General features: G+C 69.9%; 19 protein-coding genes and 1 pseudogene. 4 read left to right on the forward strand and 16 right to left on the reverse strand.

Annotated features, from left to right (window positions below; genetic code table 11):
- Positions 1-39: 39 nt before the first annotated feature.
- Positions 40-1,266, forward strand: a complete 1,227-nt coding sequence (gene fahA, locus ACWEFL_RS13485; protein WP_451711158.1) for a fumarylacetoacetase — start codon at positions 40-42, stop codon at positions 1,264-1,266.
- Between the two features lie 282 nt (positions 1,267-1,548).
- Here fahA and ACWEFL_RS13490 read toward each other — a convergent pair whose 3' ends face one another.
- The 15 genes from ACWEFL_RS13490 to ACWEFL_RS13560 all read right to left on the reverse strand — a co-directional run bounded on the left by ACWEFL_RS13490 (position 1,549) and on the right by ACWEFL_RS13560 (position 18,505).
- Positions 1,549-2,310 carry a hypothetical protein gene (locus tag ACWEFL_RS13490; protein WP_451711159.1) on the reverse strand — a complete coding sequence of 254 codons (762 nt, stop codon included), beginning with the start codon at positions 2,308-2,310 and terminating at the stop codon, positions 1,549-1,551.
- 200 nt (positions 2,311-2,510) lie between these two features.
- Entirely contained in the window at positions 2,511-4,163 is a 1,653-nt protein-coding gene (gene nuoN, locus ACWEFL_RS13495) for an NADH-quinone oxidoreductase subunit NuoN (RefSeq protein WP_451711161.1), read from the reverse strand.
- Complete coding sequence (locus ACWEFL_RS13500; RefSeq protein ID WP_451711163.1) at positions 4,160-5,758, reverse strand: NADH-quinone oxidoreductase subunit M; 1,599 nt, start codon at positions 5,756-5,758, stop codon at positions 4,160-4,162. The genes nuoN and ACWEFL_RS13500 overlap by 4 nt, the downstream gene beginning before the upstream one ends.
- A 5-nt stretch (positions 5,759-5,763) precedes the next feature.
- Positions 5,764-7,659 (reverse strand): NADH-quinone oxidoreductase subunit L, encoded by a 1,896-nt coding sequence (nuoL, locus tag ACWEFL_RS13505; RefSeq protein WP_451711165.1) that lies wholly within the window; start codon positions 7,657-7,659, stop codon positions 5,764-5,766.
- Positions 7,660-7,669: 10 nt separating this feature from the next.
- On the reverse strand, positions 7,670-7,969 hold the full coding sequence (gene nuoK / locus ACWEFL_RS13510) for an NADH-quinone oxidoreductase subunit NuoK (protein WP_451711167.1): 300 nt from the start codon (positions 7,967-7,969) through the stop codon (positions 7,670-7,672).
- Positions 7,966-8,880, reverse strand: coding sequence for an NADH-quinone oxidoreductase subunit J (locus tag ACWEFL_RS13515; RefSeq protein ID WP_451711169.1), 915 nt, complete (start codon positions 8,878-8,880; stop codon positions 7,966-7,968). Before ACWEFL_RS13515 ends, nuoK begins: the two co-directional genes overlap by 4 nt.
- On the reverse strand, positions 8,877-9,470 hold the full coding sequence (gene nuoI / locus ACWEFL_RS13520; protein WP_451711171.1) for an NADH-quinone oxidoreductase subunit NuoI: 594 nt from the start codon (positions 9,468-9,470) through the stop codon (positions 8,877-8,879). The genes ACWEFL_RS13515 and nuoI overlap by 4 nt, the downstream gene beginning before the upstream one ends.
- Positions 9,463-10,881, reverse strand: a complete 1,419-nt coding sequence (gene nuoH / locus ACWEFL_RS13525; RefSeq protein WP_451711173.1) for an NADH-quinone oxidoreductase subunit NuoH — start codon at positions 10,879-10,881, stop codon at positions 9,463-9,465. Before nuoH ends, nuoI begins: the two co-directional genes overlap by 8 nt.
- Complete coding sequence (locus ACWEFL_RS13530; protein WP_451711175.1) at positions 10,878-13,385, reverse strand: NADH-quinone oxidoreductase subunit G; 2,508 nt, start codon at positions 13,383-13,385, stop codon at positions 10,878-10,880. Before ACWEFL_RS13530 ends, nuoH begins: the two co-directional genes overlap by 4 nt.
- A complete protein-coding gene (gene nuoF, locus ACWEFL_RS13535) occupies positions 13,382-14,758 on the reverse strand; it encodes an NADH-quinone oxidoreductase subunit NuoF (RefSeq protein WP_451711177.1) in 1,377 nt (458 codons plus the stop codon). Before nuoF ends, ACWEFL_RS13530 begins: the two co-directional genes overlap by 4 nt.
- Positions 14,758-15,537, reverse strand: coding sequence for an NADH-quinone oxidoreductase subunit NuoE (gene nuoE / locus ACWEFL_RS13540; protein WP_451711178.1), 780 nt, complete (start codon positions 15,535-15,537; stop codon positions 14,758-14,760). The genes nuoF and nuoE overlap by 1 nt, the downstream gene beginning before the upstream one ends.
- Positions 15,534-16,856 (reverse strand): NADH-quinone oxidoreductase subunit D, encoded by a 1,323-nt coding sequence (locus ACWEFL_RS13545; RefSeq protein WP_451711180.1) that lies wholly within the window; start codon positions 16,854-16,856, stop codon positions 15,534-15,536. Before ACWEFL_RS13545 ends, nuoE begins: the two co-directional genes overlap by 4 nt.
- On the reverse strand, positions 16,853-17,581 hold the full coding sequence (locus ACWEFL_RS13550; RefSeq protein WP_451711182.1) for an NADH-quinone oxidoreductase subunit C: 729 nt from the start codon (positions 17,579-17,581) through the stop codon (positions 16,853-16,855). The genes ACWEFL_RS13545 and ACWEFL_RS13550 overlap by 4 nt, the downstream gene beginning before the upstream one ends.
- Complete coding sequence (locus ACWEFL_RS13555; protein ID WP_451711184.1) at positions 17,578-18,132, reverse strand: NuoB/complex I 20 kDa subunit family protein; 555 nt, start codon at positions 18,130-18,132, stop codon at positions 17,578-17,580. Before ACWEFL_RS13555 ends, ACWEFL_RS13550 begins: the two co-directional genes overlap by 4 nt.
- 13 nt (positions 18,133-18,145) lie before the next feature.
- Positions 18,146-18,505 carry an NADH-quinone oxidoreductase subunit A gene (locus ACWEFL_RS13560; RefSeq protein WP_451711186.1) on the reverse strand — a complete coding sequence of 120 codons (360 nt, stop codon included), beginning with the start codon at positions 18,503-18,505 and terminating at the stop codon, positions 18,146-18,148.
- A gap of 1,380 nt (positions 18,506-19,885) precedes the next feature.
- Between ACWEFL_RS13560 and ACWEFL_RS13565 the strand changes: the two genes are divergently transcribed.
- Positions 19,886-20,713, forward strand: coding sequence for a C40 family peptidase (locus tag ACWEFL_RS13565; protein WP_451711187.1), 828 nt, complete (start codon positions 19,886-19,888; stop codon positions 20,711-20,713).
- Between the two features lie 108 nt (positions 20,714-20,821).
- On the opposite strand, the pseudogene ACWEFL_RS13570 reads toward ACWEFL_RS13565, so the two are convergent.
- Positions 20,822-21,020, reverse strand: a pseudogene (locus ACWEFL_RS13570) (tyrosine-type recombinase/integrase); the annotation flags it as partial.
- A 297-nt stretch (positions 21,021-21,317) separates the two neighbouring features.
- Here ACWEFL_RS13570 and lanL point away from each other — a divergent pair.
- Positions 21,318-24,005: a class IV lanthionine synthetase LanL gene (gene lanL, locus ACWEFL_RS13575; protein ID WP_451711189.1), complete on the forward strand. Its 2,688-nt coding sequence runs from the start codon at positions 21,318-21,320 to the stop codon at positions 24,003-24,005.
- A 362-nt stretch (positions 24,006-24,367) separates the two neighbouring features.
- Positions 24,368-24,523: a VenA family class IV lanthipeptide gene (locus ACWEFL_RS13580; RefSeq protein ID WP_451711191.1), complete on the forward strand. Its 156-nt coding sequence runs from the start codon at positions 24,368-24,370 to the stop codon at positions 24,521-24,523.
- Positions 24,524-24,654 lie beyond the last annotated feature (131 nt).

The following is a 24,654-nucleotide window of genomic DNA, read 5'->3' on the forward strand; positions in this document are numbered from 1 at the left end:
ACGTGTCCCCACACACCGTGGAAAGCGAGGCAGGCACCGATGTCCGAGCAGAGCCCGCTCGATCTGGCCGAGAGTCACCCTTTCGGCCCGCACAACCTCCCGTACGGCGTCTTCACCACACCCGACGAGCCCGAGCGCCGTCGGCTCGGCGTCCGCCTCGGACGCCATGTGCTGGACGCGGGTGCGGCGGCCCACGCCCTCGGCTCACCCTTTGCCGCGCTGCTGGACCAGCCGAGCCTCAACCCGCTTCTCGCGGCCGGCCGCACCGCCTGGCGCGATGTGCGGCGCGCGCTCACCGCCTGGGTGACGGCGCCCGCCCACCGCGCCGCGATCGAGCCCCTGCTGCACCCGCTCGGCTCGGTCACCCTGCACCTTCCTTACGAGGTCGCCGACTACGTCGACTTCTACGCGAGCGAGAACCACGCCACCAACGTCGGCCGGATGTTCCGCCCGGACGGCGACCCGCTGACGCCCAACTGGAAGCATCTGCCGATCGGTTACCACGGGCGCTCGGGCACGGTCGTCGTCTCCGGCACGGATGTCGTACGCCCCAGCGGTCAGCGCAGGACTCCCGGCGACCCCGCGCCCGTCTTCGGCCCGTCCGTCAAGCTGGACATCGAGGCGGAGGTCGGCTTCCTCGTCGGCGCGCCGTCCCCGATGGGCCGCCCGGTGCCGCTCTCGGCCTTCCGCGAGCACGTCTTCGGCCTGTCCCTGCTCAACGACTGGTCCGCGCGTGACATCCAGGCGTGGGAGTACGTTCCCCTCGGGCCGTTCCTCGGCAAGTCCTTCGCCACCTCCGTATCGGCCTGGGTGACCCCGCTGGAGGCCATGGACGCGGCACGGACCGATCCGCCCGCGCGGGACGTCGAGCCGCTCCCCTATCTCGACGACAGCGCCGAGGACGAGAAGGGCGGCTTCGACATCCGTATCACCGTGGCGGTCAACAACCATGTCATCGCCGAGCCTCCCTTCGCCACGATGTACTGGACGGCCGCCCAGCAGCTGACCCATATGACGGTCAACGGCGCTTCCCTGCGGACGGGCGATCTGTACGGCTCCGGCACGGTCAGCGGCCCCGAGGTCCATCAGCGCGGCTCCCTGCTGGAGCTGACCTGGAACGGCCGCGACCCCCTCGAACTCCCCGAGGGCAAGCGGACGTTCCTGGAGGACGGCGATGTGGTGACCATGACCGCCTGGGCGCCGGGCCCCGACGGCGTACGCGTCGGCCTCGGCGAGGTCACCGGCCGGATCGTCCCCGCGGTCTGACGCCCTCGGCCCCACGCCCCTCGTCACCCACCCTCCGTCACCACCCCCCGTCACCAGCGCCCGTCACGCCACCGGATGACGCGGGCCGGGTGACGCGGACGGCCGGGACAGCCCGCCCGGAGCGACGCTCCTGATGGCAGCCCCCGCCCCGCGAGCCGATCCCCTGCCGGCGCTCACCGGCCCGGCAGGGGTCGCTGACGCCATGTCCGGATCTCGCTCCGGTTCCGAAGCCAGAGCCGGAGCCAGGGCCGGAGCCAGAGCCAGGGCCGTCCCCTGCGGCGCTCACGGCACTCGCGCCACAGCCTCCGGATCACCCAACTCCGTACCGGCGAGCGCCCGGCGCACACCCCGTGCGACTCCGTGCGGTGTCAGCGCGAGCAGGCCCGTCCCGCGCACGGGGGTGTCGGCGGCGAGGTCCAGCGGGCTGACGCCGAACGCCTCGGCGATCTCAGGGGCCAGGTCGTTCGCGGCCCACGCCCATTCCTCCTCGGCTTCCTCGCTCTCCGTCTCCGCGTCCCAGTCGGGCGTCAGCCCCAGTTCCATCCGCCGGGCCCGCTCCAGCACGAGGGGCGCGCCCAGGGTCAGTTCCTCGTCCTCGTCCTCGCCGGTCTCGCTGTACCGCCGCAGCACGACGCCGTTCTCCGCCAGGAGCCACGCCGAGCCGTCCCCCTGCGCGCCGTAGTAGTACGCCTGCGCCTTGCCGTAGCGGGTGCTGAGCGCCGTACACAACCCGAGGACGTCCTCCGCGCGTTCACCGTCGGAGGGGTCGCACCACGCGCCGACCACCAGGGTCCAGCCGTCCAGTTCGGGCGAGACGAAGACGCGCGAGTACTCGTCGGGTTCCCCGTCGGCGGCGGGCGCGTCGTCCGGGTCGCCGTGCCCGTCGGCGTCGATCACTTCGCGCGCGACGGCGAACGTCACGGGCGTGGGCGCGGTCAGCCCCAGCGCATGCATCACCCCCGCCTGGTCCCCGGTGGGAACCGCCATCCAGTAGTTCCAGCACGTCGTCAGTGACGTCGGCAGGTCCTCTTCGAATGTCTGCACGAGCCCACACTGACAGACGGGCCCCCGCACCCGACACCCCGTCCGCCCCCGCAACCGTCTGAACACCCGCCCCACAGAGCGCAGCCCGCCTGACGGCGGCCCCGGTCGGCAACCCGCGAACCCTCAGCCGTCCCGGTACGCGACGAGCCCGGCTTCCCCCAAGGAAGCCGGGCTCTCACGTGGTACGACCGCCCACAGGGCTACCGCACGAACACTCCCGCCTGGCTCGCCAGGTCCAGGAAGTACTGCGGGGCGACGCCCAGGACCAGCGTCACCGCCACTCCGACGCCGATCGCCGTCATCGTCATGGCGGAGGGGACGGCGACCGTCGGGCCGTCCGCCTTCGGCTCGCTGAAGAACATCAGGACGATCACCCGGATGTAGAAGAACGCGGCGATCGCGGACGAGATCACACCGACCACGACCAGCGCCCCCGCGCCACCCTCCGCCGCCGCCTTGAAGACGGCGAACTTGCCGGAGAAGCCCGAGGTGAGCGGGATCCCGGCGAAGGCGAGCAGGAAGATCGCGAAGACCGCCGCCACCAGGGGCGAACGCCGTCCGAGCCCCGCCCACTTGGAGAGATGGGTCGCCTCGCCGCCCGCGTCGCGGACCAGGGTGACGATCGCGAACGCGCCGATCGTCACGAAGGAGTACGCGCCCAGGTAGAAGAGGACGGAGGAGATGCCGTCGGGCGTCACCGCGATGACACCAGCCAGGATGAAGCCCGCGTGCGCGATCGAGGAGTACGCCAGGAGCCGCTTGATGTCGGTCTGGGTGATCGCGACGATCGCGCCCGCCAGCATCGTGACGATGGCGACGCCCCACATGACGGGCCGCCAGTCCCAGCTCAGCCCCGGCAGCACCACGTACAGCAGCCGCAGCAGCGCGCCGAACGCGGCCACCTTGGTCGCCGCCGCCATGAAGCCGGTGACGGGGGTGGGCGCGCCCTGGTAGACGTCCGGGGTCCACATGTGGAACGGGACCGCGCCGACCTTGAAGAGCAGGCCCATCAGGATCAGCGCCGAGCCGATGAGGAGCAGCGCGTCGTTGCCCATCGTGTCGGCGAGCGCCGGGTCGATGGTGCGGACGGTGCCGTCGACGACGTCGGCGATCCTGGCGTACGAGACCGAGCCCGCGTACCCGTACATCAGGGCGACCCCGAAGAGCAGGAACGCCGAGGAGAACGCGCCCAGCAGGAAGTACTTCACCGCGGCCTCCTGCGACATCAGCCGCTTGCGGCGGGCGAGGGCGCAGAGGAGGTAGAGCGGGAGGGAGAAGACCTCCAGGGCGATGAAGAGCGTCAGGAGGTCGTTGGCCGCGGGGAAGACCAGCATGCCCGCGATCGCGAAGAGCGCCAGCGGGTACACCTCGGTGGTGGTGAACCCGGCCTTGACGGCGGCCTTCTCGCTGTCGCTTCCGGGTACGGAGGCGGCCTGCGCGGCGAAGGAGTCGACGCGGTTGCCGTGGGCCTCCGGGTCGAGCTTGCGCTCGGCGAAGGTGAAGACGGCGACCAGGGAGGCCAGCAGAATCGTGCCTTGGAGGAAGAGCGTGGGACCGTCGACGGCGATGGCGCCCATCGCCGCGATGTTCACCTTCGATGTGCCGTATCCGGCCTCGGCGAGCCCGATGACCGCGGCGAACGCGGCGATGAGGGCGAGCGTCGCCAGGAACACCTGCGCGTGGTAGCGGACCCTGCGCGGTAGGAACGCCTCCAGCAGCAGTCCGACGATCGCCGCACCGATGACGATCAGGACGGGTGCGAGCTGGGCGTACTCGATTTCGGGGGCCTTGATCTGGGAGATCGGGTTGGCCGCCGCCGTCGTCCACAGGCTGTGGACAGCTGTAGCGCTCACTTGGCCGCCTCCACCTCGGGCCGGGGGTCCTTCTTCTGTACGTCGGACAGCGTGTGCTCCACCGCCGGGTTGACGATCTCCGTCAGCGGCTTCGGGAAGACGCCGAGGAAGATCAGCAGCGCGATCAGCGGAGCGATCACCGCCAGTTCACGCGCCTTCAGGTCGGGCATGCCCCGCACCTCGGCCTTGACGGGTCCCGTCATCGTCCGCTGGTAGAGGACGAGGGTGTAGAGCGCGGCCAGCACGATGCCGGAGGTCGCGATGATGCCGGCGACCGGGTAGCGCGAGAACGTGCCCACCAGGACCAGGAATTCGCTGACGAACGGAGCAAGGCCCGGCAGCGACAGCGTCGCCAGACCGCCGATCAGGAAGGTGCCGGCGAGAACCGGGGCGACCTTCTGCACCCCGCCGTAGTCCGCGATGAGCCGCGAGCCGCGCCGGGAGATCAGGAATCCGGCCACCAGCATCAGTGCGGCGGTCGAGATCCCGTGGTTGACCATGTAGAGCGTCGCGCCCGACTGGCCCTGGGAGGTCATGGCGAAGATGCCCAGGATGATGAAGCCGAAGTGCGAGATCGAGGCGTAGGCGACCAGCCGCTTGATGTCGCGTTGGCCGACGGCCAGCAGCGCCCCGTAGACGATGCTGATCAGCGCCAGCACCACGATCACCGGGGTGGCCCACTTGGACGCCTCCGGGAAGAGCTGGAGGCAGAAGCGCAGCATCGCGAAGGTGCCGACCTTGTCGACGACCGCGGTGATCAGGACGGCGACCGGTGCGGTGGCCTCTCCCATCGCGTTCGGCAGCCAGGTGTGGAGCGGCCAGAGCGGCGCCTTGATCGCGAAGGCGAAGAAGAAGCCGAGGAAGAGCAGCCGTTCGGTGTTGGTCGCCATGTCGAGCTGGCCGCTCGCGCGGGCGTCGGCGATCTCGGAGAGCGAGAAGCTGCCCGCGACGACATACAGCCCGATGACGGCGGCCAGCATGATCAGTCCGCCGACGAGGTTGTAGAGCAGGAACTTGACGGCCGCGTACGACCGCTGGGCCGCCGCGTTCTCGTCGGTGCCCGCGTGGGCCCGGTCCCCGAAGCCGCCGATGAGGAAGTACATCGGGATGAGCATGGCTTCGAAGAGGATGTAGAAGAGGAAGACGTCGGTGGCCTCGAAGGAGAGGATCACCATCGCCTCGACCATCAGGATCAGGGCGAAGAAGCCCTGCGTCGGCCGCCACCGGCCCGTGGCGACGCTGCCCTCGGACGCGGCCCCGTTCTTCTCCTGCGGATCGGCGTCGTTCCAGCCGGCCGCGATGATGAACGGGATCAGCAGGGCCGTCAGCGCGATCAGCGCGACGCCGATGCCGTCGACGCCGAGTTCGTACCGGACGCCGAACTCCTTGATCCAGGAGTGGGACTCGGTGAGCTGGTAGCGGTCGCCGCCCGGCTCGAACCGTACGAGCACGATGACGGCGAGCGCCAGGGTGACGAGCGAGAACAGCAGTGCCAGCCATTTCGCTGCCGTCCTGCGCGCGGCGGGCACGGCGGCGGTGACGATCGCACCGACCGCCGGGACCACCGCCGTCGCCGTGAGGAGCGGGAAGGACATCGCGGTTACACCGTCCTCATCAGCAGGGTCGCGGCGATCAGCACAGCCGTACCTCCGAACATCGAGACGGCGTACGAGCGGACGTAGCCGTTCTGCAGTTTGCGCATGCGGCCCGAGAGGCCGCCGACGGTGGCGGCCGTGCCGTTGACCACGCCGTCGACCAGGGTGTGGTCGACATAGACCAGCGAGCGGGTGAGGTGCTCGCCGCCGCGGACCAGGACCACATGGTTGAAGTCGTCCTGGAGGAGGTCGCGGCGGGCGGCCCGGGTGAGCAGCGAGCCGCGCGGCGCGGTGACCGGGACCGGCTTGCGTCCGTACATCACCCAGGCGACGGCGACGCCGATCACCAGGACGACGACGGTCGCGGCGGTGACGGTCATGGCGCTGACCGGCGGGTGGCCGTGGTCGTATCCGGTGACGGGCTCCAGCCAGTTGAGGAATCGGTCGCCGATGCCGAAGAAGCCGCCGGCGAAGACCGAGCCGAACGCCAGGATGATCATCGGGATCGTCATGGACTTCGGGGACTCGTGCGGGTGCGGGGCATGTCCTTCGGCATCCGGCTGCCAGCGCTTCTCGCCGAAGAAGGTCAGCAGCATCACGCGGGTCATGTAGAACGCGGTGATCGCCGCGCCCAGCAGGGTGACCCCGCCGAGGATCCAGCCCTGGGTCCCGCCCTTGGCGAAGGCGGCCTCGATGATCAGGTCCTTGGAGAAGAAGCCGGAGAGACCCGGGAAGCCGATGATCGCGAGATAGCCGAGCCCGAAGGTGACGAAGGTGATCGGCATGTACTTCCGCAGGCCGCCGTACTTGCGCATGTCGACCTCGTCGTTCATGCCGTGCATGACGGAACCGGCGCCGAGGAACAGCCCGGCCTTGAAGAAGCCGTGCGTCACCAGGTGCATGATCGCGAAGACGTAGCCGATCGGGCCGAGCCCGGCCGCCAGGATCATGTAGCCGATCTGCGACATCGTCGAACCGGCGAGCGCCTTCTTGATGTCGTCCTTGGCGCAACCGACGATCGCACCGAACATGAGCGTGACCGCTCCGACGATCACGACCACGAGCTGCGCGTCCGGAGCGGCGTTGAAGATCGCGCCGGAGCGGACGATCAGATAGACGCCGGCGGTCACCATCGTCGCCGCGTGGATCAGGGCCGAGACCGGGGTCGGGCCCTCCATCGCGTCCCCGAGCCAGGACTGCAGCGGCACCTGCGCCGACTTGCCGCAGGCGGCGAGGAGCAGCATCAGGCCGATGGCGGTCAGCGTGCCCTCGCCGGTCTCGCCGACGGAGCCGAGGACCGGGCCGAAGGCGAAGGTGCCGAAGGTGGTGAACATCAGCATGATCGCGATGGAGAGGCCGATGTCGCCGACGCGGTTGACGAGAAACGCCTTCTTCGCCGCGGTCGCGGCGCTGGGCTTGTGCTGCCAGAATCCGATGAGGAGGTACGAGGCGAGGCCGACGCCCTCCCAGCCGAAGTACAGCAGCAGATAGTTGTCGGCGATGACCAGCAGGAGCATCGCCGCGAGGAACAGGTTCAGATAGCCGAAGAAGCGGCGGCGCCGCTCGTCGTGCTCCATGTACCCGATGGAGTAGATGTGGATCAGGGTGCCCACACCGGTGATGAGCAGGACGAACGTCATGGACAGCTGGTCGAGCTGGAAGGCGACGTCCGCCTGGAAGCCCTCGACGGGGATCCAGCTGAACAGCTTCTGGTGCAGCATGCGGTCGTCCGCGGGCTTGCCGAGCATGTCCACGAACAGCACCGCGCCGATGACGAACGACGCGGCGGACAGCGCCGTGCCGAGCAGATGGCCGGTGCGGTCGAGCCGCCGTCCGCCGCACAGCAGCAGCGCCGCTCCGAGCAGGGGGGCGCCCACGAGCAGCGCAATGATGTTTTCCACGGTCAGCCCCTCACAGCTTCATCAGGCTGGCGTCGTCGACCGAGGCCGAGTGGCGGGAACGGAACAGTGACACGATGATCGCGAGCCCGACCACGACCTCCGCGGCGGCGACGACCATCGTGAAGAACGCGATGATCTGGCCGTCGAGATTGCCGTGCATGCGGGAGAAGGTGACGAACGCGAGATTGCAGGCGTTGAGCATCAGCTCGATGCACATGAAGACGACGATGGTGTTGCGCCTGATCAGGACTCCGGCCGCGCCGATGGTGAACAACAGCGCGGCGAGGTAGAGGTAGTTGACCGGATTCACCGTGTGGCCTCCTCTTCGTCCCGGTCCCGTCCGTTGCCGTTGCCGTTGCCGTTGCCGTTGCTGTTGCCGTCACGGTCGCCGCGGTTGCCCGGCTCCGTGTCGCGGCCGCGTCCGAGGCGCTCCTCGGAGCGCTGCTCCAGCGCCTTGAGGTCCTCGATGGCCTCGGCCGACACATCGCGGATCTGGCCGCGGTCCCGCAGTGTCTTGCTGACGGTCAGTTCGGAGGGGGTGCCGTCGGGAAGCAGTCCGGCGATGTCCACCGCGTTGTGCCGGGCGTAGACGCCGGGGGCGGGGAGCGGCGGCAGGTGCTTGCCTTCCCGTACGCGGTCCTCGGCCAGCTCCCGCTGGGTCTTGGCGCGCTCGGTGCGCTCACGGTGGGTGAGCACCATCGCGCCGACGGCCGCGGTGATCAGCAGCGCGCCGGCGATTTCGAAGGCGAACACGTACTTGGTGAAGATGAGGGCGGCGAGGCCCTCCACATTGCCGCCGTAGGCGCTGTTGGCGGCGCCGAGCCCGTTGAAGTTCTTCAGAGAGGCGTTGCCGATTCCGGCGATCAGCAGGACGCCGAAGCCGAGTCCGCAGAGCGCGGCGAGCCAGCGCTGGCCCTTCAGCGTCTCCTTGAGCGAGTCGGCGGCGGTGACGCCGACCAGCATGACGACGAAGAGGAACAGCATCATGATCGCGCCGGTGTAGACGACGATCTGGACGATGCCGAGGAAGTACGCGCCGTTGGCGAGGTAGAAGACCGCCAGGACGATCATGGTCCCGGCGAGGCAGAGCGCGCTGTGGACGGCTCTCCTCATCAGGATCGTGCCGAGCGCGCCCAGCAAGGCGACCGTGCCGAGGATCCAGAACTGGAACGCCTCGCCGGTGGACGTGGTGGAGGCCGCGAGGGCGGGCAGGCCGGTCATGCGTCCGCCTCCTCGTCCTTCTCCTCCTTGGAGGTGGCGGCCTGCTGGACCGTGCCGGGCGCGGCCTCGGTGACCAGGCCCCGGTAGTAGTCCGACTCGTCCATGCCGGGGTAGATCGCGTGCGGCGAGTCGACCATGCCCTCTTCGAGGCCGGCGAGCAGCTGCTCCTTGGTGTAGATGAGGTTCTCGCGGGAGCTGTCGGCCAGTTCGAAGTCGTTGGTCATCGTGAGCGCGCGGGTGGGGCACGCCTCGATGCACAGTCCGCAGAGAATGCAGCGGGCGTAGTTGATCTGGTAGACCCGCCCGTACCGCTCGCCCGGGGAGTACCGCTCCTCCTCGGTGTTGTCCGCGCCCTCCACGTAGATCGCGTCGGCGGGGCAGGCCCAGGCGCACAGCTCGCAGCCGACGCATTTCTCCAGGCCGTCCGGATGGCGGTTCAGCTGGTGCCGGCCGTGGAAGCGCGGCGCTGTGACCTTCTGCTGTTCCGGATACTGCTCGGTCAGCCGCTTCTTGAACATGGCCTTGAAGGTCACGCCGAAGCCGGCGACCGGATTCTGGAACTTGCCTTCTGTTTTCTCGGACTCAGACACCGTCAGCCTCCTTTCCGTCACGAGGATGTCCGTCAGCCGGATCGTCACTCACAGTATTGGCTCCGCCACTGACAATGAGTTCGCGCTCACGGCGCGGACGCCTGCGCGGCACGGGCGGCAGAGTCTGTCCGGGCAGCGGCGGCACGGGGTATCCGCCCGCCATCGGGTCGAACTCCGGCCCCTTGGGGGGCCTGGCCGCCGCCTCCTTGCCGTCCTTTCTGCCGCGGAACATGTCGGCCACGAAGGAGAGCAGCAGTACGGCGATGATCGCGCCGCCCACGTAGAGCAGGATGTCCTGGAAGTCGTAGTTCTCGTTCCGCATCGCCCGTACGGTCGCGACCAGCATCAGCCAGACCACCGAGACCGGGATGAGGACCTTCCAGCCGAGCTTCATCAGCTGGTCGTAGCGGACACGGGGCAGCGTGCCGCGCAGCCAGATGAAGAAGAACAGCAGCAGCTGGACCTTGATGACGAACCAGAGCATCGGCCACCAGCCGTGGTTCGCGCCCTCCCAGAAGGTGGAGATCGGGTAGGGGGCCCGCCAGCCGCCCAGGAAGAGGGTCACGGAGACGGCGGAGACGGTGACCATGTTGACGTACTCCGCCAGCATGAACATCGCGAACTTGATCGAGCTGTACTCGGTGTTGAAACCGCCGACGAGGTCGCCCTCGGACTCCGGCATGTCGAACGGCGCCCGGTTGGTCTCCCCGACCATGGTGACGACGTAGATGATGAAGGAGACCGGCAGCAGGATGATGAACCAGCGGTCCGCCTGCGCCTCCACGATCGCCGAGGTCGACATCGACCCGGAGTAGAGGAAGACGGAGGCGAAGGCCGCGCCCATCGCGATCTCGTACGAGATCATCTGCGCGCAGGAGCGGAGTCCGCCGAGCAGCGGGTAGGTCGAGCCGGAGGACCAGCCCGCGAGCACGATGCCGTAGATGCCGACCGAGGCGATCGCGAGGACGTACAGCATCGCGATCGGCAGGTCGGTGAGCTGCATCGTGGTGCGCTGGCCGAAGATCGAGACCTCGTTGCCCGACGGGCCGAAGGGGATGACCGCGATGGCCATGAAGGCGGGGATCGCCGCGATGATGGGCGCGAGGACGTAGACGACCTTGTCCGCGCGCTTGACGATCACGTCTTCCTTCAGCATCAGCTTGATGCCGTCGGCGAGTGACTGGAGCATGCCCCAGGGGCCGTGCCGGTTGGGGCCGATGCGCAGCTGCATCCAGGCGACGACCTTGCGCTCCCACACGATGGAGAACAGCACGGTGATCATCAGGAAGGCGAAGCAGAACACGGCCTTGATGAGGATGAGCCACCAGGGGTCGCGCCCGAACATCGACAGGTCCTCGGCCGCGAGAACCCGGACGGTCTGGGCCTCCGCCGTTTGAGCCAGGGCGATCATGAGCGCACCTCCGGCGCTTCCGTTGCGGCCTCGGGGGAGGCCGGGCCGATGCGGACCAGCCGACCGGGAAGCGCTCCGGTGTCCGAAGTGACGCCGCCGCCGGTGGAGTTCATCGGCAGCCACACCACCCGGTCGGGCATCTCCGTCACCTGGAGCGGCAGCCGTACCGTGCCCGCGGGGCCGGTGACGGCGAGTTCGTCGCCGTCCTTGACGCCGGTCTCGGCCGCCGTGGCCGCCGACAGCCGGGCGACGGCCGCGTGGCGGGTGCCCGCCAGCGCCGTGTCGCCCTGCTGGAGCAGGCCCTGGTCGAGCAGGAGCCGGTGTCCGGCGAGGACCGCCTCGCCCTGGCCCGCGCGGGGCTGCGGCCGGGCGGACTCCGCCGGTCCGCTCGCCCGCGGCCCGGACCAGACTCCGAGCCGGTCCAGTTCACCGCGTACGGAAGCGAGGTCCGGCAGCCCGAAGGCGACGTCCATCTCGTCCGCGATCATGTGCAGGACACGGGCGTCCGTCGGGGCGAGCCGGCGCGTCATCTGCTCGGGCTTGAGCGCGGAGTCGAACAGCCTCGCCCTGCCCTCCCAGTTGAGGAAGGTGCCGGGCTTCTCGGCGACGGCGGCGACCGGGAAGACGACGTCCGCCCGGTCGGTGACCTCGCTGGGCCGCAGTTCCAGGGAGACCAGGAAGCCGACCGCGTCGAGCGCCTCACGCGCGCGTTGCGGGTCGGGCAGGTCCGCGACCTCGACTCCGGCGACGAGCAGCGCGCCCAGTTCGCCGGTGGCCGCGGCCTCGACGATCTGGCCGGTGTCGCGGCCGTAGCGGTGCGGAAGTTCCCGTACGCGCCACGCCTCGGCGGTCTCCTCGCGGGCCAGCGGATCGGTGGCCGGACGGCCGCCGGGCAGCAGCGAGGGGATCGCGCCCGCCTCGACCGCGCCGCGCTCACCGGCCCGGCGCGGAATCCACACCAGGCGTGCGCCGGTCGCGGTCGCGGTCCGCGCGGCGGCGGTCAGCCCGCCGGGTACGGCCGCGAGCCGCTCGCCGACGATGATCACCGCGCCTTCGGTGCGCAGGGCCTCGGCGGCCTTCGCGCCGTCGCCGTCGAGTCCGACGTTGCCGCTGATCGCGTCCAGCCACTCGGTCTCGGTGCCGGGCGCGGCGGGCAGCAGTGTGCCGCCCGCCTTCGTCAGTCCGCGGGTGGCGTGCGTGGCGAGCGCGTAGGTGCGCTGGCCGCGCTTGAGGTTGGCCTTGCGCAGCCGCAGGAAGACGCCGGGGGCCTCCTCCTCGGACTCGAAGCCGACGAGCAGGACGGCCGGTGCCTTCTCCAGTACGGAGTAGGTGACTCCGCTCCCGTCGAGGTCCCGGCCCCGGCCCGCGACACGGGCCGCCAGGAAGTCGGCCTCCTCGGAGGAGTGGACCCGCGCGCGGAAGTCGACGTCGTTGGTGTCGAGGGCGACCCGCGCGAACTTGGCGTACGCGTAACTGTCCTCGACGGTGAGCCTGCCTCCGGCCAGGACGCCGGTCCGGCCGCGGGCCGCGCTCAGCCCCTCGGCAGCCGCGGCCAGCGCCTCGGGCCAGCTCGCGGGCTGGAGAACGCCTTCCGCGTCCCGGATCAGCGGGGTGGTCAGCCGGTCCGGACGCTGCGCGTACCGGAAGCCGAACCGTCCCTTGTCGCAGATCCACTCCTCGTTGACCTGGGGGTCGTCCTGGGCCAGGCGCCGCATGACCTTGCCGCGGCGGTGGTCGGTACGGGTCGCACAGCCGCCGGAGCAGTGCTCGCACACGCTCGGGGAGGAGACCAGGTCGAAGGGGCGGGACCGGAACCGGTACGCGGCCGAGGTGAGCGCGCCGACCGGGCAGATCTGGATGGTGTTCCCGGAGAAGTACGACTCGAAGGGGTCGCCCTCACCGGTGCCGACCTGCTGGAGCGCGCCCCGCTCCAGCAGTTCGATCATCGGGTCGCCGGCCACCTGGTTGGAGAACCGGGTGCAGCGGGCGCAGAGCACGCACCGCTCACGGTCGAGCAGCACCTGGGTGGAGATCGGCACCGGCTTCTCGAACGTGCGCTTCTTGCCGTCGAAGCGGGAGTCGGCGCCGCCGTGCGACATCGCCTGGTTCTGCAGCGGGCACTCGCCGCCCTTGTCGCAGACCGGGCAGTCCAGCGGATGGTTGATCAGCAGCAGCTCCATCACGCCCTTCTGCGCCTTCTCGGCGACGGGCGAGGTGAGCTGCGATTTGACGACCATGCCGTCGGTGCAGGTGATGGTGCAGGACGCCATCGGCTTGCGCTGGCCCTCGACCTCGACGATGCACTGGCGGCAGGCGCCGGCCGGATCGAGGAGCGGGTGGTCGCAGAACCGGGGGATCTCGATGCCGAGGAGTTCGGCGGCCCGGATGACGAGCGTGCCCTTGGGCACGCTGATCTCCACGCCGTCGATGGTCAGCGATACGAGGTCCTCGGGCGGAACAGCCGCCTCCCCGCCCCCGGAGGGAGCGCTGGTGGTCACTGTCATGCGTTCACCTCCGTGTGGTGGGAGCGGCGGTCGGCCCAGAGAGTCGACTTCGCGGGGTCGAAGGGGCAGCCGTTGCCGGTCATGTGCTGCTCGTACTCCTCACGGAAGTACTGGAGCGAGGAGAAGATCGGGGCCGCTGCGCCGTCGCCGAGCGCGCAGAACGACTTGCCGTTGATGTTGTCGGCGATGTCGTTGAGCTTGTCGAGGTCGGACATGACGCCCTTGCCGTCCTCGATGTCGCGCAGCAACTGCACCAGCCAGTACGTCCCTTCGCGGCAGGGCGTGCACTTGCCGCAGGACTCATGGGCGTAGAACTCGGTCCAGCGCGTGACGGCCCGCACGACGCAGGTGGTCTCGTCGAAGCACTGGAGCGCCTTGGTGCCGAGCATGGAACCGGCGGACGCGACTCCCTCATAGTCGAGGGGCACGTCGAGGTGCGCGTCGGTGAGCAGCGGGGTGGAGGAGCCGCCGGGCGTCCAGAACTTGAGCCGGTGGCCGGGCCGCATGCCGCCGCTCATGTCGAGCAGCTGGCGCAGGGTGATCCCGAGGGGGCCCTCGTACTGGCCGGGGTTGGCGACGTGGCCGCTGAGCGAGTAGAGCGTGAAGCCCGCGGACTTCTCGCTGCCCATCGACTTGAACCAGTCTTTCCCCCGATTGATGATCGCGGGAACCGAAGCGATGGACTCGACGTTGTTCACCACAGTGGGGCACGCGTACAGACCGGCGACCGCGGGGAAGGGGGGTCGCAGCCGGGGCTGGCCGCGGCGGCCCTCCAGTGAGTCCAGCAGCGCGGTCTCCTCACCGCAGATGTACGCGCCCGCACCCGCGTGCACCGTGATGTCGAGGTCGAGTCCGCTGCCGAGGATGTTCTTGCCGAGGTACCCCGCCGCGTACGCCTCCCGCACCGCCTCGTGCAGGCGGCGCAGTACGGGGACCACCTCACCGCGGAGATAGATGAAGGCGTGATTCGACCGGATCGCGTAGCAGGCGATGATCATCCCCTCGATGAGGGAATGCGGGTTCGCGAACATGAGCGGGATGTCCTTGCAGGTTCCCGGCTCTGATTCGTCGGCGTTGACAACTAGATAGTGAGGCTTGCCGTCGCCCTGCGGGATGAACTGCCACTTCATGCCGGTGGGGAAGCCCGCGCCGCCGCGGCCGCGCAGGCCGGAGTCCTTGACGTAGGCGATGACGTCGTCCGGTGACATGGCCAGGGCCTTGCGCATGCCCTGGTAGCCCTCGTGCCTCCGGTAGGTCTCCAGGGTCCAGGACTCGGGTTCGTCCCAGAACGCGGAGAGGACCGGGGCCAGCAGCTTCTCGGGGTCTCCCCCGACTCCGGGCCGGGTGCCTCCGTACTCGGTGGACAAGGCCATCACTCCCCCTCCTCGGTGACCGGTCCGGACGGGTGCGCCGGGTCGGAGTCCGAAGTCGGCTGTGTGGAATCGCGCGGGGAGACCACCCGCGCGGGCACGTCCTCGCCCTTGGCGAGTCGCAGTCCGATGAGGGAGGCGGGGCCCGCTCCGCCGCTGGCCTCGACCGCGCCGGGGCGCTCGTCGGGGAAGCCGGCGAGGATCCGCGCGGTCTCCTTGTACGTGCACAGGGGCGCGCCGCGGGTCGGCTCCACCCGCAGTCCGGCGCGCAGGTCGTCGACGAGCTGCTTGGCGGACTCGGGCGTCTGGTTGTCGAAGAACTCCCAGTTGACCATCACGACGGGCGCGAAGTCGCAGGCCGCGTTGCACTCGATGTGCTCCAGCGTGACCGTGCCGTCCTCGGTGGTCTCGTTGTTGCCGACCCCGAGGTGCTCCTTCAGCTCCTCGAAGATGGCGTCGCCGCCCATGACCGCGCAGAGGGTGTTGGTGCAGACGCCGACCTGGTAGTCACCGCCCGGCTTGCGCCGGTACATGGTGTAGAAGGTGGCGACCGCGGTGACCTCGGCGGTGGTGAGATCGAGCATCTCGGCGCAGAACCGCATGCCCGTACGGGAGACATGGCCCTCTTCGGACTGCACCAGGTGCAGCAGCGGCAGCAGTGCCGAGCGGGAGCCGGGGTAGCGGGAGATGATCTCGTTGGCGTCCGTCTCCAGCCTGGCGCGTACATCGGACGGGTAGTCGGGGGCGGGGAGCTGGGGCATCCCGAGCCGGACGTCTGTCATCGGTCGACGCCTCCCATCACGGGGTCGATGGACGCCACGGCGACGATGACGTCGGCGACCTGGCCGCCCTCGCACATCGCGGCCATGGACTGAAGGTTGGTGAAGGACGGGTCGCGGAAGTGGACCCGGAAGGGGCGGGTGCCGCCGTCGGAGACGACATGGGCGCCCAGTTCGCCCTTGGGCGACTCGACGGCCGCGTACACCTGGCCCGGCGGGACGCGGAAGCCCTCGGTCACCAGCTTGAAGTGGTGGATCAGGGCCTCCATGGAGGTGCCCATGATCTTCTTGATGTGGTCGAGGGAGTTGCCGAGTCCGTCCGGGCCGAGCGCGAGCTGCGCGGGCCAGGCGATCTTCTTGTCGGCGACCATGACCGGTCCGGGCTCCAGACGGTCGATGCACTGCTCGACGATCCGCAGCGACTGGCGCATCTCCTCCAGGCGGATGAGGAAGCGGCCGTAGGAGTCGCAGGTGTCGGCGGTCGGGACGTCGAAGTCGTACGTCTCGTATCCGCAGTACGGGTCGGTCTTGCGGAGGTCGTGGGCGAGGCCGGCGGAGCGCAGGATCGGGCCGGTGGCGCCGAGGGCCATACAGCCGGTCAGGTCGAGATAGCCGACGTCCTGCATACGGGCCTTGAAGATCGGGTTGCCGGTGGCGAGCTTGTCGTACTCCGGCAGGTTCTTCTTCATGGTCTTCACGAACTCGCGGAGCTGGTCCACGGTGCCGGGCGGCAGATCCTGCGCGAGACCGCCGGGGCGGATGAACGCGTGGTTCATCCGCAGTCCGGTGATCAGCTCGAAGAGATCGAGCACCAGCTCACGGTCGCGGAAGCCGTAGATCATGATCGTGGTCGCGCCCAGCTCCATGCCACCGGTGGCGATGCACACCAGATGGGAGGAGATTCGGTTCAGCTCCATCAGCAGGACGCGGATGACGCTCGCCCGGTCCGGGATCTGGTCCTCGATGCCGAGCAGCTTCTCCACGCCGAGGCAGTACGCCGCCTCGTTGTAGAACGGCGTGAGGTAGTCCATGCGCGTCACGAAGGTGGTGCCCTGCGTCCACGTCCGGAATTCGAGGTTCTTCTCGATGCCGGTGTGGAGATAGCCGATGCCGCAGCGGGCCTCGGTGACGGTCTCGCCGTCGATCTCCAGGATCAGCCGGAGCACGCCGTGGGTGGAAGGGTGCTGCGGCCCCATGTTGACGACGATGCGCTCGTCGTCCGCCTTGGCCGCGGTCTGGACGATCTCGTCCCAGTCGCCACCGGTGACCGTGTAGACCGGGCCTTCGGTGGTTTCGCGGGCGGATGCCGGGGATGTGCTCACGAGTACGACCTCCGCTGGTCCGGAGCCGGGATCTGGGCGCCCTTGTACTCGACGGCGATGCCGCCGAGCGGATAGTCCTTGCGCTGCGGGAAGCCCTGCCAGTCGTCCGGCATCATGATCCGGGTGAGGGCGGGGTGGCCGTCGAAGATCAGGCCGAAGAAGTCGTAGGTCTCACGCTCGTGCCAGTCGTTGGTCGGGTACACCGCGACCAGCGAGGGGACGTGCGGGTCGCTGTCCGGAGCGGCGACTTCGAGCCGGATCAACCGTCCGTGAGTGAGCGAGCGCAGGTGGTAAACGGCGTGCAGCTCACGGCCCTTGTCGTCCAGGTAGTGCACTCCGCTGACGCCCGTGCACAGCTCGAACCGGAGGGCGGGGTCGTCGCGCAGGGTGCGGGCGACGGCGAGCAGATGCTCGCGGGCGATGTGGAAGGTCACCTCGCCGCGGTCGACGACCGTCTTCTCGATCGCGTGCTCCGGGACGATCCCCTGCTCCTCGAGAGCGCCCTCGAGTTCGTCGGCGACCTCGTCGAAGTAGCCGCCGTAGGGGCGGGTGGCCTCGCCCGGCAGACGTACGGAACGGACGAGGCCGCCGTAGCCGGAGGTGTCGCCGCCGTTGTCGGCGCCGAACATCCCGCGCTGGACGCGGATCTCCTCGCCGTGTTCGCCGCGCTGCCCCGGAAGGTTCTGCTCGCTGAGCTCCTTCTCGGGATTCGGCTGATCGCTCACCGGAGCAGCCCCTTCATTTCGATGGTCGGCAGCGCCTTGAGCGCCGCTTCCTCCGCCTCGCGGGCCGCTTCCTCGGCGTTCACGCCGAGCTTGGAGGTCTGGATCTTCTGGTGGAGCTTGAGGATCGCGTCGATCAGCATCTCCGGGCGCGGCGGGCAGCCGGGCAGATAGATGTCGACCGGGACGATGTGGTCGACGCCCTGCACGATGGCGTAGTTGTTGAACATCCCGCCCGACGAGGCGCAGACCCCCATGGAGATGACCCACTTGGGGTTCGGCATCTGGTCGTAGACCTGCCGCAGCACCGGCGCCATCTTCTGGCTGACCCGGCCCGCCACGATCATCAGGTCCGCCTGCCGCGGTGAGCCGCGGAAGACCTCCATGCCGAAGCGTGCGAGGTCGTACCGGCCCGCGCCCGTCGTCATCATCTCGATGGCGCAGCAGGCCAGACCGAACGTGGCCGGGAAGACGGATGCCTTGCGCACCCAGCCCGCGGCCTGCTCGACCGTGGTCAGCAGAAAGCCGCTCGGCAGCTTCTCTTCGATTCCCATATGCCCTCAGCCCCTAGTCCCATTCCAGGCCGCCGCGACGCCATACATAGGCGTAGGCGACGAAGACGGTGAGCACGAAGAGGAGCATCTCCACGAGCCCGAAAAGCCCCAGGGCGTCGAAGGTGACCGCCCAGGGATAGAGGAAGACGATCTCGATGTCGAAGATGATGAAGAGCATCGCCGTCAGGTAGTACTTGATCGGGAAGCGTCCGCCCCCGGTCGGCGTGGGAGTGGGCTCGATGCCGCACTCGTACGCTTCCAGTTTCGCCCGGTTGTACCTTCTGGGGCCGATCAGCGTGGCCATGACCACGGAGAAGATCGCAAACCCTGCCCCGAGGGCGCCGAGTACAAGGATGGGCGCGTATGAATTCACCCTCCTCGCTCCTTCCAGTCGTCGATGACCGTTGGATCGAACCGGGCTTTCCGCTTAGCCGCCTCGAAGATCGCGTTCATGTGAGGCAGTTCACAAGCCCGACGCCACGCATACTATGCCCGGGGGTCTGTGATCTGCGACACGGGGTCGACCTTCGTCTTTGTGATCTCCACCACCCGATGATCGATCAAGGTCCCGGCGGGTGGGTGATCTTCACACGGGAAGCGCGCGAGGGGTCACGGGACGTGACATACGCTCGCGTTCTCGCAGGTCGCGAGGGTGATCCACTATCAAAGGGCGACCCATCGGGGCAAATTGGCGATGGACCGGCTCGGGTGATAGGGGACCTGGCCTCGCACGAGCGGGGGTTGGCGCCGGCGAGGGCGCGACGGGGTGCGCGGGGGTGCGCCGGGGCGACCCATCACATACGGCGGAGGAGGGCGCGAGCGGTCGGCCGGAGTGCGTACAGGAGGGGTGGGCGCGTGCGCGGGTTCACGAATCTTCGGCGGGCGGGCGGTGGCGGCGGCCGGGTCGGGGGACGGCGGGGGCGGGGGACGGCCGGGGCGGGGGACGGCGGGGGCGGGGGACGGCGGGGGCGGTGGCCGAAGCCTCGGGCGCGGGTCCGGGGCGGCCCGGGTCCGGGCGCGGGTCCGAGGCGACCTCCGGGCGGGGCCGGCCGGGGGCCGACGGCGGAAACGATCTCCGGGCGGCCTCTGGGCGACCTCGCGACGATCATTGGGGCGATCTCGGGGCGATCTTGGGGACGGCCGGAGCCGACGGGACGGGTGACTGATCGATCTCTGGACGCACTCCGGGACGGCCCTGGGGGCAGAGCGGCTCGGGGTGCCGAAGCGCCGACGGGCCGATCGCGGGCCGCCCCCGAAAGGCAGGGCGGGGCGGCGATCTCCCGGGCGGCGCTCCGGGGGTGACGGCGAGAGCGGCGCGGAGATGACGCTCGGGCGGCGCGGAGGCGGCACCGCTGCGACGCGGGGATGACGCCGGGGCGACGCGCTCTCCCCGGGCTCGGGAAGACACCCCTCTCCGGACGCGCTCGCGGCCAGCTTGGACGCGTTCGCGACCGGCGCGGTTCCCGGTAATCCCCACGGACCACCTCACCCCTGACCGCAATGTGACCTGTGCCACACCCAACAACCCCCGATTAAGGAGGGCTTGGCCATCGGATGGCGAGGGTGGTAGGCGTCAGGCAATTCGGACCTTTTCCCGAAAGCCCGTGCTCATCACCGCGTTCACCGATGTCCGTATTGCCCGTTACGGCGTCAATAAAGGTTCTTCGGAAGCGGATTGAGATATTCCGGTCGTAACTGTGGCGCAACCCACGTTTCTTGAAGGGAACTATGTACGACTGATAACGGTGTACCCATGCCCCACACCGCTCACATACCCAGCCACCGGAAGCCCCGCCAGCGGAGCGCCTCCACCATGGCGCTCCGGGCCGGAGTTGCCGGTGGCGTCCTCAGCACCATCGCAGTGGCCGGCGCCGCCGGGCCGGCGAGCGCCGACCCCGTGACCGAGACCATTGAGATGCCCGCCCTCAACGTGGCCGCCCTGTCCCAGGCGGTCGCCCAGTCGGCGGCGAACAGCCAGCAGATAGTCCTGGACCGGGAGTTGCAGGTCCAGGAGGACGCCGCCGCCGTGAAGGCGCAGCAGGCGGCCAAGAAGGCCAAGGCCGAGGCGGTCCGCAAGGCGGACGCCGAGAAGGCCGCGGCGAAGAAGGCCGAGGCGAAGCAGCGCGCCGCGGACCAGGAGCGCGCCTCCCGCACCGCGACGCGCACCTCGCTCTCCGCCAAGAGCGACGCCCCTTCCTCCTCGACCCCTTCCTCCTCGACCCCTTCCGGTTCCGTCGGAACCGTCATCTCCTTCCTCAAGGCGCAGGTCGGCGACGCGTATGTCCTGGGCGCGACGGGCCCCAACTCCTGGGACTGCTCCAGCCTGGTCCAGGCCGCGTTCCGCCAGGTCGGCATCGACCTGCCCCGCGTCTCCCAGAACCAGTCGACGGCCGGCCGCCAGGTGGGCACGTCGAACCTCCAGGTCGGCGACATCCTGTACTGGGGCAGCGCCGGCAGCGCGTACCACACCGGTGTCTACATCGGCGGCGGCAAGTACCTGGACGCCGCCAACCCCCGCAAGGGCGTGGTGATCCAGGACCTCTCGGGCTACCCGGCGACCGGGGCCGTACGGGTACTCTGACCCGATTCGCACCAGAAGGGCCGTGATTCCCCCGCTCGGGGAGCCACGGCCCTTGAGGTGTTCTCCGGCGGGCGTCCCGGACCGGGTGCGGGCCGCGGGCTCGATCGTCAGGGCGTCTCGCCGGAGGCGACGCCGATGTGGGCGTAGACGGTGGCGGCGACGCCGATGTGGGCGTGGCCGAGGACTTCCTTGATCGCGACGAGTTCGACTCCCTGTTCAGGAGCAAGGTGGCAGTCGAGTGACGGACGTCGCGGAAGCGGATGCGGCGGAGGCCGGCCTTGCGGAGGAGCGTGGTGGAGGTGCGGGTCGACTCCACGAGCGCGTTGTCGTACACGTCGCCGACCGAGCGGACCGAGCCGACCGAGGCCGCGATCTGGGCCGTGTCGAGGTGTTCGGCCAGCCGAGATGACGCGTGCTCCCGTCACTGAGCCGAGGCCACCGGGTGGCACCCGCGCGCCTCGTCTTGCGCCGGTTCACGCCTCCTGAAGTGAAGCGACACCGTGCGCCTCACTCCTTCAACTGCCGTCGCTCCGGCGCGCCGTCGTACGGTCGAAGAACCGAGGGCATATTCCACCAGCGGTTCTCACCGTTGAGAGGGACACGCATGACGACCCACGCAACCGAAGTCGACCTCGAAGAAATCCTCGACCAGGCACTGCGGGCGACGGACACCGGCGCGCGTTGGACGGCCGACGCGGACGAGATGTGGTGCCGCCTCACACCCCGCTCCGCGACACGGCGCAAGCAGGGCTGGAAGCTCCACGTGTCGGCGACGGCCGCCTCCGCGCCGCAGGTCCTCGCGAGGGCCCTGGACGTGCTGCTGCCGGAGGAGTCGGCATTCAAGTTCGCCCGCTCGCTCGAGCAGGTGACCGCACTCAACTCCCGTGCCACGCCACGGGGCAGCTCGGGCAAGTTCATCACCGTATACCCGTCCTCCGACGCCGACGCGGCCCGGATCGCACAGGAGCTGCACGGGGCCACGGCGGGGCTGGCCGGCCCCCGGATTCTGTCCGACCGGCCGTACGCCGCACACAGCCTGGTGCACTACCGCTACGGTGCCTTCGTCGGCCGGCGACGGCTGTCGGACGAGGGACTGCTCGTGTGGTTCATCGAGGACCCCGACGGCAACCCCGTGGAGGACAGACGCACCGGGCAGTACGACCCGCCCTCCTGGGCGGTCAGCCCCTTCCCCGATTCGGTGCCGGTCGCACCGCGTACCAAGGAGGCGGCCGGCGGCCCGGTGGTGCTCGGAGGCCGCTTCTCGGTACGGGAGGCGATCCGGCACACGAACAAGGGCGGCGTCTACCGGGGCACGGACGTCACCACGGGCGCACCCGTGGTGATCAAGGAGGCCAGGCCGTACGTCGAGGCCGACGCGTCCGGCTGCGACGTCCGCGACTGGCTGCGCGCCGAGGCCCGGACGCTCGACGAGCTCAAGGGCACGGGCCTGGCGCCGGAGCGCCTCGCGACGTTCGAGATCGGCGGGCACCTGTTCCTGGCCCAGGAGGAGGTGCCGGGCGTGCCCTTGCGCACCTGGGTCGCCGAGCGCTTCCGCGACACCGGAGGCGAGCGGTACCGCGCCGACGCGCTCGCCCAGGTCGGACGTCTCGTGGACCTGGTCGCGGCGGCCCACGCCCGCGGCTGCGTGCTGCGGGACTTCACGCCCGGCAACGTCATGGTCCGCCCGGACGGCGAACTGCGCCTCATCGACCTGGAACTCGCCGTCCTGGAGGACGACGTCGCGCTGCCGACCCGTGTGGGGACCCCCGGCTTCAGCGCCCCCGAGCGCCTGGTGGACGCGCCCGTCTCCCCGACGGCCGACTACTACAGCCTCGGCGCCACCGTGTGCTTCGTCCTGGCCGGGAAGGTACCGAACCTGCTGTCCGAGGAGCCCGCCACCAGGGCCGCGGAACAGAGGCTCGCCGAGTGGCTGACCGCCTGTACCGATTCGCTCCGGCTGCCGGACGGTCTGCCGGAGATGATCCTCGGGCTGATGAAGGACGACCCCGCCGAGCGCTGGGACCCTGCCAGGGCACGAGAGGCCCTGCGCACGACGGACACGGCGCGGGCGGACACCGCGCGGGCGGGGCGCCCCGCCGTCCGGCTGGCCCGGGACGACGGGCCGCGGGACGCGACGCACCTCACGGTGGCCGGGATCGTGGACCACCTCGTCGATTCGATGACCCCGGCGGACGACCGGCGGCTGTGGCCCGTCTCCACCATGGCGGGGGAGACCGACCCCTGCACGGTGCAGCAGGGCGCGGCCGGTGTCCTGGCCGTCCTGACACGGTATTTCGCACTCAGCGGCGACCCGCGTCTGCCGGCGCTGCTCTCCACCGCGGGCCACTGGATCGCGGCCCGTACCGACACCCGCTCCGTACGTCCCGGCCTGCATTTCGGCGGCCGCGGAACCGCCTGGGCGCTGTACGACGCCGGACGGGCCGTCGACGACCGTACGCTGATGGACCACGCGGTGGCCGTGGCTCTGGCCCCGCAGGAGCAGACGCCCCATCACGACATCACCCACGGCTCCGCGGGCAGCGGACTCGCCGCCGCCCACCTGTGGCACCGCACCGGCGACCCGCGCTTCGCCGAGCTGGTCGTCGACGCGGCCGACCGGCTGGCCGCCGCCGCGCAGCACGAGCCCTCCGGCGTGAGCTGGCCGGTTCCCGCGGAAGCCGTCTCCCAGGAGGCCGGCAAACGCTATCTGGGCTTCGCACACGGAACATCCGGCATCGGCTGCTTCCTTCTCGCCGCCGCGGCCGTCTCGGACCGCCGCGAGCACAGGGAACTGGCCGTAGCGGCGGGCGAGACGCTGGTGGCCGACGCCGTGATGGTCGGCAGGGCCGCTCAGTGGCCGGCCCAGGCCGCCGACGTACCCACGGCCCCGCACTGGTGCCACGGTTCGGCGGGCATCGGTTCCTTCCTCACCCGGCTGTGGCGGGCCACCGGCGACGAGCGGTTCGGCGACCTCGCCCGCGGCGCCGCGCACGCCGTCGTGGAGCGCGCCTCTCGCACCGCGCTCACCCAGTGCCACGGGCTCGCGGGGAACGGTGACTTCCTCCTCGACCTGGCCGAGGCCACCGGGGAAACCGCCCACCGCGCGATGGCCGAGGACCTCGCCCGCCTCATCGTCTCCGAACGGGCCCACCGCGAGAGCCACGTCGTCTTCCCCAACGAGTACGGGGACGTCTCGACGAGCTGGAGCGACGGATCCGCGGGAATCCTGGCGTTCCTCCTGCGTGTCCGCCACACCGACCCCCGGCACTGGATGGTCCAGCAGCCGGGTTAGGCGTTTCTGATGGATCAGACCGGGTCAGTGAGCAGGGTCTGGTGCCGTGCATCCCAAGGCGGAGGAGGGAGTCCACGCGGTGAGGCTACCTCCGGGCCGTCAGGCCCAGAAATGGGCATCTCCCAGGCCGCCAGGCCCAGGGTGGGGGCACCTCCCAGGCCGCCAGGCCCAGGGTGGGGGCACCTCCCAGGCCGCCAGGCCCAGGGTGGGGGCACCTCCCGGGCCGCCAGGCCCAGGGTGGGGGCACCTCCCGGGCCGCCAGGCCCAGGGGGCGGTACCAGGGCACGCGAGCCCGGCAAGATCCACCAGAAGCGCCATAGCGGCAGGGAACCTGTCGCCCCTCACAAGTGAAGGAGAATGTCATGGAGAACCAGAACCTCGAACTGCTGGCCCAGCTGCACGCCCTTCCGGAGACCGACCCGGTCGGCGTCGACGGGGCACCGTTCGGCGGGACGTGTGAGTGCATCGGCCTGCTGACCCTCCTCAACACCGTCTGTATCGGCATCAGCTGCGCCTGATCGGACGACTCCTCCGGCCGGTGGCCGCCCCGGGGCGGCCCGGATCACCGCCGACCGGCTGCGGGAGGCCGCCCACGCCGTCACGGCGGTGGCCAGCCCCACCGGTCGGGAGGCCCCGCTCGCACATCTGC

Source organism: Streptomyces sp. NPDC004838 (assembly GCF_053600955.1).